Origin of the sequence: Citrobacter sp. Cpo037 (assembly GCF_030332945.1) — a bacterium.
Taxonomy (GTDB): Bacteria; Pseudomonadota; Gammaproteobacteria; order Enterobacterales; family Enterobacteriaceae; genus Citrobacter; species Citrobacter portucalensis.
In genome coordinates this window covers 1-13666 of sequence record NZ_JAOWGW010000076.1, presented here as the reverse complement: position 1 = coordinate 13666, position 13666 = coordinate 1, and the positions used below count along the sequence as shown (strand labels likewise).

Sequence of the window (13666 nt, the reverse complement as noted above, 5' to 3'; positions counted from 1 at the left end):
GGCTTCGCTTTATCCGGGCTACAACTGTAGGCCTGATAAGCGCAGCGCCATCAGGCAGTTCAGCGCACATTGCCGGATGCGGCTTCGCCTTATCCGGCCTACAAAGTAAACGACAACATTGCCGGATGGCGGCATAAATGCCTTATCCGGCCTACCGCTTCACCTCACTCAAAAATCATCCCGCCCATCGTCTTCATCCGGCTGTTCCAGCACGCTGTAAGCCACGGAGCAAAACAGCGAGTTCAGACGCTGCATATCGCCCAACAGCGCCAGGTGCAATGAGCTGGTCTCGATGCTCTGCACGTTCTGTTGATGCAGACGGTCAACGTGCGCATGCGAATAACGACGATTGAGAATACGGAAGCGGTGCTTGCTGCGGCGCAGACGACGGGCACTAGTCACATCTCCTGAGAAGAACACCGACATCGCCAGCTGCAGATTGCTGAGCAACTGATCGTAGAGCGCATCCAGTTCTTTCAGCCCTTCGACAGAGAATGCCCGGCGGGCGGCCAGCGACTTATCGGCTATCTCGCTGCCCATACGTTCGACAATATCGGAAGCCTGCTCAAGGTTGAGCGACATTTCGATAATCTCCGCCCAACGGCGCGATTCCTCTTCCGCCAGCTCATCCTTTGGCATCCGCGCCAGATAGAGCTTAATTGCCGTGTACAGCACGTTAATGTCGTCCGCCATCCTGCGCAGCTCTTTTTCTTCACGCGGCTCGCCATGCATCACCTTCTTCAGCCCGTCCATCATCTGCTCCATCGCGTCGCCGATACGCAGGGCTTCACGGGCGGCATTGGCCAGAGCGAGCGTCGGCGTATCCAGCGCGCTGACGTCCAGATGTTTGGGTTTAAGATGTGCATCCAGCTCCGGCTCATCGCGGATGATGCGCTTACAAAAACGCGCCATCGGTTCGGCGAACGGCACCATCGCCACGCAGCGCACCAGGTTGTAGAAGACGTGGAAGTAGATAACCAGTTCAGATTTCGGCAGCGGCAGTTCATCCATCAGATTGGCCAGCGGATGAACAAACGGCAGGATAATCAGGCTCCCCACCAGCTTAAACAGCAGGCTACCGAGCGCCACACGACGTGCTGCAGCGTTAGCGGCGCTGTTATTCAACATCGCCAGCAGGCCGGACCCGAGGTTGGCACCAATCACCAGACACAACGCCACCGGGAACGAGATAATACCTGCCGCGGTCAGCGTGGCCGTCAGCAGCACCGCCGCCAGGCTGGAGTAACTGATAATCGCAAACATGGCGCCAATCAGCGCATCGAGCATAATATCGCCGGTGAGCGAGGCAAAAATAACCTGTACCCCATTCGCCTGGGTGATCGGCGTTACCGCCTGCACAATCAGCTCCAGCGCCAGCAAAATCAACCCCAGTCCAATACCAACCCGCCCCAGTTGCCCCACGCGGGACTGCTTACGACCGAGAAAGAAGATCACGCCGATAAAAATCAGCAGTGGCGACAGCCAGGAGAGATCGAAGGTCAGGATACGCGCCATCAGCGCGGTCCCCACGTCGGCGCCGAGCACTATGACCAGCGCAGGGGTGAGCGCCACGAGATCTTGTGCAACAAACGAGGTCACCAGCATGGTGGTGGCGTTGCTACTTTGCACCAGCGCCGTTACGCCGATACCTGCACAAAAGGCGAGCGGCTTCTTTTCAACGCTACGGCTGAGCACGGTACGCAAGCGGGCGCCAAAGACGCGCATCACGCCGGTACGCACAATATGCGTACCCCAAACCAGCATCGCGACGGCAGAAAGCAGGTGTAACAGAGTTAACACGGAATCAGGTTCTCCTTATTTTTATGGTTTTTTGAGGCTCATTTGCCTGATGGCGCTGCGCTTATCAGGCCTACAAATCATCCCTATGTAGGCCGGATAAGGCGTTTACGCCGCCATCCGGCAACGGCCCCCTTTCAGTATAAGGGTTTAAACGTAATAAAGAGACAGGGCACTCATTGAGCGCCCTGTTTGTTGTAAAGAAAGATGACAGTTTTGTGAATCAGTCGGCGTCATAGCCGAGGTTCGGCGCTAACCAGCGCTCCACTTCTGCCACGCTCATGCCTTTACGGAAGGCATAATCTTCAACCTGATCGCGCTGGATTTGCGCCACGGCGTAGTACTTGCTGTCCGGATGACTGAAATACCAGCCGGAGACCGACGCGCCTGGCCACATGGCGAAAGATTCGGTGAGTTTCATCCCGGTGTGCGCTTCCACATCCAGCAGCTCCCAGATGGTGGCTTTTTCGGTGTGTTCCGGACACGCCGGATAACCCGGTGCCGGGCGAATCCCCTGGTAGTTTTCGCGGATTAGCTCCTCGTTACTGAGATTCTCATTCGCCGCATAGCCCCAGTAGACTTTACGCACGCGCTCATGCAGATATTCTGCGAACGCTTCCGCCAGACGGTCAGCGATCGCTTTCACCATGATCTTGTTGTAGTCGTCATGCTGGGCTTCGAAGGCATCCGCCAGCGCATCTTCCTCCAGACCACCGGTCACCGCGAAAGCACCGATGTAATCCGCTTTGCCGCTCAGTTTCGGCGCAACAAAGTCAGACAGGCAGTAGTTGGCGAAACCGACTTTTTCCGTCTGCTGGCGTAGGTGATGACTCACGTTGATAACGTGCGTACGCGTCTCGTCACGGTAAATCTCGATGTCGTCACCCACGCGGTTGGCCGGGAATAACCCCACCACGCCGCGCGGATTCAGGGTCTTCTCAGCGCTGAGTTTATCCAGCATGTCGTTAGCGTCTTTGAACAGGCGCTTCGCCTCTTCTCCTACCACCTCATCTTCAAGAATGCGCGGGTATTTCCCGGCCAGCGACCAGGTCATAAAGAACGGCGTCCAGTCGATGTAATTGCGCAGGGTTTCGATGCTGGCTTCCACTTCCTGCACGCCCAGACGGTGCGCCACCGGCGGGGTGTAGTTTTCCCAGTCGAAGGCCAGATCATTGTCGCGGGCAGCCTGTAACGTTACTGGCGGGGTACGCGGTTTCTTACGCGCATGCTGGATACGCACGGTTTCGTACTCTTTACGCGTACGGGCGACAAAGTCATCGCGCTGGGTGTCAGAGAGCAGCGCAGCCACCACGCCAACGGTACGCGAGGCGTTCTGCACGTACACCGTCGGGCCGCTGTAGTTCTGCTCAATTTTCACCGCCGTGTGCGCTTTTGAGGTGGTCGCACCACCAATCAGCAGCGGAATAGTGAATCCCTGACGCTCCATCTCTTTCGCCACGTTGACCATTTCGTCCAGCGACGGGGTAATCAGCCCGGAAAGGCCTATCAAGTCGGCATTCACTTCACGCGCCGTTCTGAGGATTTTCTCCGCTGGCACCATCACGCCAAGATCGACGATTTCGTAGTTGTTACATTGCAGCACCACGCCAACAATGTTTTTGCCGATATCGTGCACATCGCCCTTCACGGTCGCGATGACCATTTTACCGTTGCTGGAGCCTTTCTCTTTGCTGGCCTCAATGTACGGTTCGAGGTACGCCACCGCCTGCTTCATCACGCGGGCGGATTTCACCACCTGCGGCAGGAACATTTTGCCTTCGCCGAACAGATCGCCAACGACGTTCATGCCGTCCATCAGCGGTCCTTCAATAACTTCTATCGGACGCGCTGCCTGCTGGCGCGCTTCCTCGGTATCCAGCTCAATAAACTCGGTAATGCCTTTCACCAGCGAGTATTCGAGGCGCTTTTTCACGTCCCAGGTGCGCCATTCCGCCATCTGGGCATTCGCCGTGTCGTCAGTTTTGCTGCCGCGATATTTCTCTGCCAGCTCCAGCAGTCGTTCGGTGCCATCGTCACGACGGTTGAGGATCACATCTTCAACCGCATCGCGCAGCTCGGCGGGCAGGTCGTCATAAATTGCCAGCTGTCCGGCGTTGACGATCCCCATGTCCATGCCGTTGCGAATGGCGTAGTAGAGGAATACCGCGTGAATGGCTTCACGTACCGGGTCGTTGCCACGGAACGAGAATGAAACGTTAGAAACGCCGCCGGAGATCAGCGCGTGCGGCAGTTCGCGTTTGATGTCTTCACACGCGCCGATAAAGTCCTGCGCGTAGTTGTTGTGCTCATCAATACCGGTCGCGACAGCAAAGATGTTCGGGTCGAAGATGATGTCTTCCGGCGGGAAGCCCACCTCTTCGGTAAGAATTTTGTACGCCCGACGGCAGATTTCGATTTTACGTGCGCGGGTGTCGGCCTGCCCTTGCTCGTCAAAGGCCATCACCACCACCGCGGCACCGTAGCGACGCAGCAGCTTCGCATGATGGATAAAGGTCTCAACCCCCTCTTTCATCGAGATGGAGTTAACGATGCCTTTACCCTGAATGCACTTCAGGCCTTTCTCGATGACGTCCCATTTCGAGGAGTCGATCATAATCGGCACGCGGGCGATATCCGGCTCACCGGCGATCAGGTTGAGGAAACGCACCATTGCCGCTTCGGCATCGAGCATCCCCTCATCCATGTTGATATCGATGATCTGCGCGCCGCTTTCCACCTGCTGACGGGCGACGTCCAGCGCTTCGCTGTATTTCTCTTCTTTGATCAGGCGTTTAAACTTCGCCGAACCGGTGACGTTGGTACGCTCGCCGACGTTCACAAACAGGCTGTCGTCGCCGATGTTCAGCGGCTCAAGGCCGGAAAGGCGGCAGGCAACCGGGATTTCCGGCAAGCGGCGCGGCGGTAAGCCATCCACCGCGCGGCTCATGGCGGCGATATGTTCCGGCGTGGTGCCGCAGCAGCCGCCGACGATATTCAGGAAACCGGCCTCAGCCCACTCGCGAATCTGCGTCGCCATGGTATCGGCGTCGAGATCGTATTCACCAAAGGCGTTCGGCAGACCGGCGTTCGGGTGCGCAGTCACGTAGCATTCGGCAATGCGTGACAGTTCCTGCACGTACTGGCGCAGCTCGTCCGGACCTAACGCGCAGTTCAGACCGAAGGTCAGCGCATCGGCGTGGCGCAGGGAGTTGTAGAATGCTTCGGTAGTCTGGCCGGAAAGCGTACGGCCGGAAGCGTCGGTGATGGTGCCGGAGAGCATAATCGGCAGCTCAACGCCCAGCGCTTCGAATTCAGTTTTAACCGCGAAAATAGCGGCTTTGGCGTTCAGAGTATCGAAGACGGTTTCAATCAGGATCAGGTCACTGCCGCCTTCCACCAGCGCTTTGGTGGATTCACGGTAGGCGGCCACCAGCTGATCAAAGGTAATGTTGCGGTAAGCCGGGTCGTTAACATCAGGCGAGATAGACGCCGTACGGTTCGTTGGGCCGAGCACGCCCGCGACGTAGCGCGGTTTTTCCGGCGTGCGCGCCGTCCATTCGTCAGCCGCCGCACGCGCCAGTTTGGCTGCCGCAAAGTTGATTTCCGCCGACAGGGATTCCATCTGGTAATCCGCCATGGCGATAGTCGTCGAGTTAAAGGTGTTGGTTTCGATGATATCCGCGCCCGCCTCAAAGTAGGCGTTATGGATGGCGGCAATCACCTCCGGTTTGCTGAGCACCAACAGGTCGTTGTTACCTTTCAGATCGCACGGCCAGTCGGCAAAGCGTTCGCCGCGGAAATCCTCTTCGCTCAGACGATATCCCTGGATCATGGTGCCCATACCGCCGTCCAGCACCAGAATACGTTCATTTAACTGCTGACGTAATTGTTCTACTTTGCTGCTCACACTCGCTCCCGACAACGCTCAACCAGACCGAAAAAAACTCAACAGGCCATACTGGCACAAACCTGAGAGGCGGAAAAGAGAACAACGGCCAACATGAGACATGTTCAGCTTCACTCATCCGATCAGTACAGGAATTCTTGCATTATAATTGAATAAAACGAAAATGATTTCCACGATACAGAAAAGGAGTCTGCCATGGTAGCCACTGTCCCCGCGAAACGCGGTAGAAAACCCGCCGCCGCTACTGCACCTGCAACCGGGCAGGTTCAGTCTCTGACCCGCGGCCTGAAGCTGCTGGAGTGGATTGCGGAATCCAACGGCAGCGTGGCGCTGACCGAGCTGGCGCAGCAGGCTGGCCTGCCAAACTCCACGACTCACCGTTTGCTGACCACCATGCAGCAGCAGGGTTTTGTCCGGCAGGTGGGTGAATTAGGCCACTGGGCCGTAGGTGCGCATGCGTTCATCGTCGGCAGCAGCTTTTTGCAAAGCCGTAATCTGCTGGCGATTGTGCATCCGATCCTGCGCAAGCTGATGGAAGATTCCGGTGAGACGGTAAACCTGGCCGTGCTGGATCAAAGCGATCATCAGGCCATTATTATCGACCAGGTGCAGTGCACCCAACTGATGCGCATGTCCGCGCCTATCGGCGGCAAGCTGCCGATGCACGCCTCCGGTGCGGGTAAGGCGTTTTTATCCCAACTGAGCGAAGAACAAGTGACTGGCCTGCTGCACCGCAAAGGCCTGCATGCTTATACACACGCCACGCTGGTGTCGCCAGTGCATCTGAAAGAGGATTTGGCCCAGACGCGCAAGCGCGGCTATTCCTTTGATGATGAGGAACATGCGCTGGGTCTACGCTGCGTGGCGTCGTGCATTTATGACGAGCACCGCGAGCCATTCGCCGCGATTTCCATCTCCGGACCCATTTCGCGTATTACCGACGATCGCGTGACCGAGTTTGGCGCCATGGCGATCAAAGCGGCGAAAGAAGTGACGCTGGCGTACGGTGGATTTCGCTAAGATGGGGTTGCCGGGTGGCGGCTACGCCTAACCCAGCCTACTGTCCAGGGTTAGGGCAGATTTGTAGGCCTGATAAGCGTAGCGCATCAGGCACGGCGCACATTGCCGGATGGCGGCGCAAGCGCCTTATCCGGCCTACGGTCGGTTTCATAACGTACGCTGAACCGTTGCCGACGCCGGTAGGCGTAAACATCTTCCACGTGACCGTTTTTGATGCGCGTCTGTAGGCCGCGCCAGTAGTCAGCGCTGAACAGGTCAGCGTGCATCTCTTCAAATAGCGGCCCTATACGCGGGTCGGCACATAGCCAGTGACGAAACTCTTCCGGGAAGACATCTCCCGGCGATACGCTGTACCACGGCTCAGCGCTCATCTCATCTTCCGGGTAGCGTGGCGGCGGGATATGGCGGAAATTCACCTCCGTCATGTAGCAGATTTCATCGTAGTCGTAGAACACCACGCGCCCGTGACGGGTCACGCCGAAGTTCTTAAACAGCATATCGCCGGGGAAAATATTGGCGGCGGCCAACTGACGAATGGCGTTGCCGTACTCTTCAATGGCATCGCGCAGTTGCTGACCTTCGACCTGCTCCAGCCAGATATTCAGCGGCACCATCCGTCGTTCAATATACAGATGGCGAATGACGATCTGATCGCCGAGATCGGTAATTTTTTCCGGGGCTTCCTGCAATAACAGCGCCATCAGCGCCGGATCGATTTGCCGTTTCTCCAGCACAAAATTCTCGAATTCCTGGGTGTCAGCCATCCGCCCAACACGATCGTGTTCTTTGACCAGTTGATAGCAGGCGCGGACGTGGGCGGCAGACATCTCTTTTTGCGGGGCAAATTTGTCTTTGATGATTTTAAACACCCGGTCAAAACCCGGCAGCGTAAACACCAACATCACCATGCCGCGGATCCCAGGCGCTTCAATAAACTGCTCATCGCAATGGGCAAGATAGAGCAGATATTCGCGGTAACTTTCGGTCTTCGCGTGTTTCTGACAGCCAATCGCCATGTACAGTTCGGCGGTGGTTTTACCGGGCAGGATCTCGCGCAGCCACTCCACCAGCGCCGCGGGCAAAGGGGCGTAAACCATAAAATAGGAGCGGGCGAAGCCAAACACAATACTCGCCTCCGCCGTCGTGGTCAGACAGGTATCGACAAACAATTCGCCTTCATCAGTCCGGTGGATTGGCAGTAAAAACGGTAGCGTCCCCGAAGGAGTAATCAACTTACCGACCAGCCAGGCAGCCTTATTGCGATAAAACAGTTCGTTCGCCACCTGTAAATGGCAACCCGACAACACATCCGCTCCCAGGGTTTCGGTCAGGTGTTCGATGATGTAGTGGATATCACGATGTTTGTTCTGCCACGGCAGACGCAGGGGCAGATCGCTAAGGACGCGTGTCAGCAGCCACTCCCAGCCGGTATCCGGAAAAAAGTCTTTCGCCAGCGGACGTGGGATCGTGCGAAAACGGCGCTCTGGCTGAGAACTGAAAATAAACAGCCGCTCGGGAGTCAGCGAGCGGTGGTCAAATAACCGACAGTAAACGGAGTTAAAGAAACTCTCCGCAATCTCGAAGCGCGGGTAATCCGGCAGTAGCCGGGTGTAATGCTCTTTCACGCGAAGTAAAAAATCCGCGTCGGTACTTTTGCCGTCAGTAATGCAGCGCAACTGCTCCACCACCAGACCCACGTGATGATCGTAAAGGTGAATACGGCTTTTCATCGCCTGTTGAACCGCATGCCAGTCAGCATGTTCAAAACGCTGCTGCGCGCCGGAGGTGACTTCCAGAAAACGCCCGTACTGGGCGTCGAAACCTTGCAAGATAGTCTGAGCAATCAGTAATTCCAGGCCACGCGTCATCAATGTCTCCCATCCGGCACAACGTCATGCCGGATGGCGCGTTCGCTTATCCGGCCTACATCCCTTCGTAGGCCCGGTAAGCGCAGCGCCACCGGGCATTAATCAAAACTGCGATTCTTCGGTCGAGCCGGTCAGCGCGGTCACCGAGGAAGCTCCGCCCTGAATGATGGTGGTGACTTTATCGAAGTAACCTGTGCCCACTTCCTGCTGATGGGAGACGAAGGTGTAACCGTCTTTAGCTGCCGCAAATTCTGGCTGCTGAACCTTCTCAACATAGTGGCGCATGCCTTCACCCTGCGCATAGGAGTGCGCGAGGTCGAACATGTTGAACCACATGCTGTGGATACCCGCCAGGGTAATGAACTGGTATTTGTAACCCATATCCGACAGCTGCTGCTGGAAGCTGGCGATGGTTTTGTCATCCAGGTTTTTCTGCCAGTTAAACGACGGCGAACAGTTGTAAGCCAGCAGTTTGCCAGGGTATTTCGCATGGATCGCATCGGCAAATCGCTTCGCCAGCTCAAGGTCCGGCGTGGAGGTTTCACACCACACCAGATCCGCATACGGTGCGTAGGCCAGGCCACGACTGATCGCCTGCTCAATACCCGCATGCGTACGGTAGAACCCTTCGCTGGTACGTTCGCCAGTGATGAACTCGCTGTCGTATGGGTCGCAATCAGACGTAATCAGATCGGCTGCGTCAGCATCGGTACGTGCAATCACCAGCGTCGGCACACCCATGACGTCGGCTGCCAGACGGGCGGCCACCAGTTTCTGGATAGCTTCCTGAGTCGGAACCAGCACTTTGCCGCCCATGTGACCACATTTTTTCACCGATGCGAGCTGATCTTCGAAGTGAACGGCCGCTGCACCAGCCTCAATCATCGATTTCATCAGTTCAAACGCGTTCAGTACGCCGCCAAACCCTGCTTCCGCATCGGCAACGATCGGCAGGAAGTAATCGACATAGCGAGGATCGTTCGGCTCAATACCGGTTGACCATTGGATCTGATCGGCGCGACGGAATGTGTTGTTGATCCGATCCACCACCGCCGGGACGGAGTTCGCCGGATACAGCGATTGGTCCGGGTACATGCTGGATGCCAGGTTGGCATCTGCCGCCACCTGCCAGCCTGAAAGGTAGACCGCTTCAATACCGGCTTTCGCCTGCTGCAGCGCCTGACCGCCGGTCAGCGCGCCGAGGCTGTTGATATAACCTTTCTTCGATTCGCCGTGCAGCAGACGCCACATTTTCGCCGCGCCAAGCTGCGCCAGCGTGCATTCCGGGTTGACCGAGCCACGTAATTTCACCACTTCCTCCGCGCTATATGGACGGGTGATGCCTTCCCAGCGCGGTTGAGTCCATTCTTTCTGTAATTCTTCGATTTGTTGAGTACGGGTTTTCATGTGCAGATGCTCCATATTGTTATGTGGTGAATTACGCCAGCAGGCGGTAGCCTGGCAGGGTCAAGAAATCGATCAGTTCATCAGAGGTAGTGATTTGCTCCATCAAGCGCGCGGCATCGTCAAAACGCCCGCTGCTGTAGCGGTGTTCGCCCAGCTCGTCCTGAATCACCAGCATCTCTTCGGCCAGCATCTGACGGAACAGCGGTTTGGTAACCGGCTTGCCGTTGCTGAGCGTCTTCTCGTGGTGGATCCACTGCCAGATGGAGGTACGGGAGATTTCGGCGGTGGCCGCGTCTTCCATCAGACCGTAAATCGGTACGCAGCCGTTACCGGAGATCCACGCTTCGATGTACTGCACCGCGACACGGATATTGGCGCGCATGCCTTCTTCAGTACGCTCACCTTCACAAGGTGCCAGCAGTTGCTCTGCGGTAATCGGGGCATCTTCTTCACGGGTCACGAACAGCTGATTTTTGTTTTCACCGAGTACGTCGTTGAACACCGCCATAGCGGTATCGGCCAGTCCCGGATGGGCAATCCATGTGCCGTCATGACCGTTATTCGCTTCCAGTGCTTTGTCCGCTTTTACCTTGGTCAAAACCTGGTTGTTACGTTCCGCATCTTTGCTGGGAATGAACGCTGCCATGCCGCCCATCGCGAATGCGCCACGTTTATGACAGGTTTTAATCAGCAGACGCGAATAGGCGCTGAGGAATGGTTTATCCATCGTCACCACCTGACGGTCCGGCAGCACGCGATCCGGGTGGTTCTTCAGTGTTTTGATATAGCTAAAAATGTAGTCCCAACGACCGCAGTTCAGACCCACAATGTGGTCACGCAGGGCGTGCAGAATTTCGTCCATCTGGAAGACGGCAGGCAGCGTTTCAATCAGCAGGGTCGCTTTAATGGTGCCGCGCGGCAGGTTAAAGCGGTCCTCTGCATAGCTGAACACTTCGCTCCACCATGCCGCTTCTTGCCAGGCCTGCGTTTTTGGCAGATAGAAATAAGGGCCGCTGCCTTTCGCCAGCAACGTTTTGTAGTTGTGGAAGAAATAGAGGGCAAAGTCGAACAGGCTGCCCGGGATAGATTCGCCACGCCAGGTGACGTGTTTTTCCGGCAGATGCAGACCACGAACGCGACATACCAACAGAGCCGGATTAGGCTTGAGCTGATAAATTTTACCCGCTTCGTTGGTGTAGCTAATGGTGCCATTGACCGCATCGCGCAGGTTGATCTGCCCGTCGATAACTTTGCTCCACTCAGGAGCCAGTGAATCTTCGAAGTCAGCCATAAAGACTTTGACGTTCGCGTTCAGCGCGTTGATGACCATCTTGCGCTCAACGGGTCCGGTGATCTCTACGCGGCGATCCAGTAAATCATCAGGAATTCCGCGAATTTTCCAGTTACCTTCACGAATGGAAGCTGTTTCCGAAATAAAATCAGGCAACTTACCGTCATCAATATCCTGCTGCTGCTGGATACGTGCAGCCAGAAGTTTATTCCGTTTTGGCGTAAATCTTGTCACCAGTTCAGTCAGAAACTCCACAGCTTCAGCGGTCAGAATTTGCTGTTCCTGTTCGCCACGCGGCCTGGTAAAGACCAGTTCATCGGTTGTCGTTGCCTGTTGATTCATTGCATAGTTCCTCGTCATTGATCCAAACATATCCCCAATGCGAACGAAGGATCGTTGTGCGCTTTTCGTTCAGCACAACTAAGACTACTCATTTAAATTTCAAAATCAAAAACAATTTCCATTTTTAATTTAATTATCAATTAACCTATTGATAACAATATAAATAAAATTTAATTACACATTGAGGTGCGTTTCGGAAATAAAAAAGGCACCCGAGGGTGCCTGATTCAATATGCTGAAACGCTTAAGGATCGTCTGCTACAGAAGATTAATCCAGCGTTGGATTCATGTGACGCAGATCATATGGCGTGATCTGGTAGACGTAATAGTTGAGCCAGTTGGTAAACAACAGATTACCGTGGCTACGCCAGGTTGCCCGCGGTTTGTTTTGCGGGTCATCTTTCGGGAAATAGTTATAGGGTACTTCCGGCGATAAACCCGCTTCGACGTCACGAAAATATTCGCTGCCGAGTGTATGGTCGTCATACTCAGGATGACCCGTCACGAAGGCGATACGTTTGTCTTTGCTGGCAAACAGGTAGGCATCTCCCTCTTCGGTTTCAGCAAAGATCTCGAGATCGGTGTAGTCGCGAATAAGCGCTGCAGGGAAATCAGCATAGCGGGAATGCGGGGCCAGGAACGCATCATCGAATCCACGCGTCAGAAGCGCATGAGGGTGCAGAATATGGTGCTCATAGACGCCTGAGAGTTTGTCCGTGCGGGTTTGCTTGGGAATTCCGTACAGGATATTCAACGCGGCCTGCACCGCCCAACAGACAAATAGCGTCGAGGTAACGTGATCTTTGGCCCATTCAAGCACTTGCTTAATCTGCGGCCAGTAAGCCACATCATTAAATTCAACCAGGCCCAACGGCGCGCCGGTCACGATCAATCCGTCAAAGTTCTGATCGCAGATATCCTCGAAATTACAGTAGAAGTTATTCAGATGCTCCGTTGGGGTGTTGCGTGACTCGCGGGCATCGATGCGCAATAGCTGAACATCAACCTGCAGCGGTGAGTTAGACAGTAAGCGCAGGAACTGGTTTTCCGTTTCAATCTTCTTGGGCATCAGGTTGAGGATGAGCACCTTCAGTGGACGAATTTCCTGACCGGAAGCGCGGGATGTCGTCATCACGAAGACGTTTTCCTCACGCAAAAAATTGACGGCGGGTAGCTCGTCCTGCACGCGAATTGGCATAACCTGATAACCTCACAACATACGTTTAAACGTTTAGACATCCAGATAGCTGAAGATACCCAGGAATCATGCGAATGTCGAGCCTGCATCCTCAAGTTGAGAAAGTTTCACGGCTCCTTGCTGTAGAATAGTGCAGTAAAGAAAAAAGGAGAATGCTATGAACCTTACCATTCGTCGTTCGCGTCAGGACGAAGGAGATAAGTTAGTTTCTATTTGGTGTCGCTCAGTAGATGCCACGCACCATTTCCTCTCTGCGGATTATCGGATTGAGCTGGAGGAGCTGGTACGTTCATTTTTACCAGAAGCCCCTCTGTGGGTTGCAGTGACAGAACAGGATGAGCCCGTCGCCTTTATGCTCCTGACCGACCAGCATATCGATGCTTTGTTTGTCGATCCGGATGTGCGTGGTAGTGGCGTTGGTAAACTGCTGATTGAACATGCTTTATCAATGAGTTCAACGCTAACAACCAATGTTAACGAGCAGAATGAGCAGGCGGTTGGATTCTATAAGAAGATGGGATTTAGCGTGACGGGACGTACAGAGGTGGACGATCTCGGACGACCGTACCCGTTACTCAACCTCGTACGAGGGTAGCAGGACTAGCTTTTGTAGGCCGGATAAGGCGATACGCCGCATCCGGCAGTGTGCAGACGTGTTGCCTGATGCGCTGCGCTTATCAGGCCTACAAAATACGTTCAGCCCAGCCCCTGCAGGCCGGATAAGGCGGCACGCCGCATCCGGCGGTTTTCATCCCACACAGACGCAAAAAAGCCCATCCGGCAGGATGGGCTTCTTCACTTTAATTAATGCCTGGCAGTTTATGGCGGGCGTCCTG

8 protein-coding genes are annotated in these 13666 nt (G+C 55.2%); 2 read left to right on the top strand and 6 right to left on the bottom strand.

Annotated elements, in window-relative coordinates:
• Positions 1-168 precede the first annotated feature (168 nt).
• Both OGX94_RS19910 and metH read right to left on the bottom strand, forming a co-directional pair.
• Positions 169-1800: a Na/Pi cotransporter family protein gene (locus tag OGX94_RS19910; protein WP_003826514.1), complete on the bottom strand. Its 1632-nt coding sequence runs from the start codon at positions 1798-1800 to the stop codon at positions 169-171.
• Positions 1801-2020: 220 nt separating this feature from the next.
• The gene (metH, locus tag OGX94_RS19905) at positions 2021-5704 is read right to left on the bottom strand and encodes a methionine synthase (protein WP_003826511.1); all 3684 of its coding nucleotides are present in this window, start codon (positions 5702-5704) and stop codon (positions 2021-2023) included.
• A 195-nt stretch (positions 5705-5899) separates the two neighbouring features.
• On the opposite strand from metH, the gene iclR reads away from it, so the two are divergent.
• Positions 5900-6724, top strand: a complete 825-nt coding sequence (iclR, locus tag OGX94_RS19900; protein ID WP_003826510.1) for a glyoxylate bypass operon transcriptional repressor IclR — start codon at positions 5900-5902, stop codon at positions 6722-6724.
• 86 nt (positions 6725-6810) lie between these two features.
• Here the strand turns inward: iclR and aceK are convergent, their stop codons facing one another.
• From aceK to metA, 4 genes are all read right to left on the bottom strand, one after another.
• Entirely contained in the window at positions 6811-8592 is a 1782-nt protein-coding gene (gene aceK, locus OGX94_RS19895) for a bifunctional isocitrate dehydrogenase kinase/phosphatase (protein ID WP_003826508.1), read from the bottom strand.
• 102 nt (positions 8593-8694) lie between these two features.
• Positions 8695-9999 (bottom strand): isocitrate lyase, encoded by a 1305-nt coding sequence (aceA, locus tag OGX94_RS19890; protein ID WP_003826506.1) that lies wholly within the window; start codon positions 9997-9999, stop codon positions 8695-8697.
• A 31-nt stretch (positions 10000-10030) separates the two neighbouring features.
• Positions 10031-11632, bottom strand: coding sequence for a malate synthase A (aceB, locus tag OGX94_RS19885; RefSeq protein ID WP_032942053.1), 1602 nt, complete (start codon positions 11630-11632; stop codon positions 10031-10033).
• Between the two features lie 268 nt (positions 11633-11900).
• Positions 11901-12830, bottom strand: coding sequence for a homoserine O-acetyltransferase MetA (gene metA / locus OGX94_RS19880; RefSeq protein ID WP_003826503.1), 930 nt, complete (start codon positions 12828-12830; stop codon positions 11901-11903).
• Between the two features lie 157 nt (positions 12831-12987).
• Between metA and OGX94_RS19875 the strand changes: the two genes are divergently transcribed.
• Positions 12988-13425, top strand: coding sequence for an acetyltransferase (locus tag OGX94_RS19875; RefSeq protein ID WP_003826501.1), 438 nt, complete (start codon positions 12988-12990; stop codon positions 13423-13425).
• Positions 13426-13666 lie beyond the last annotated feature (241 nt).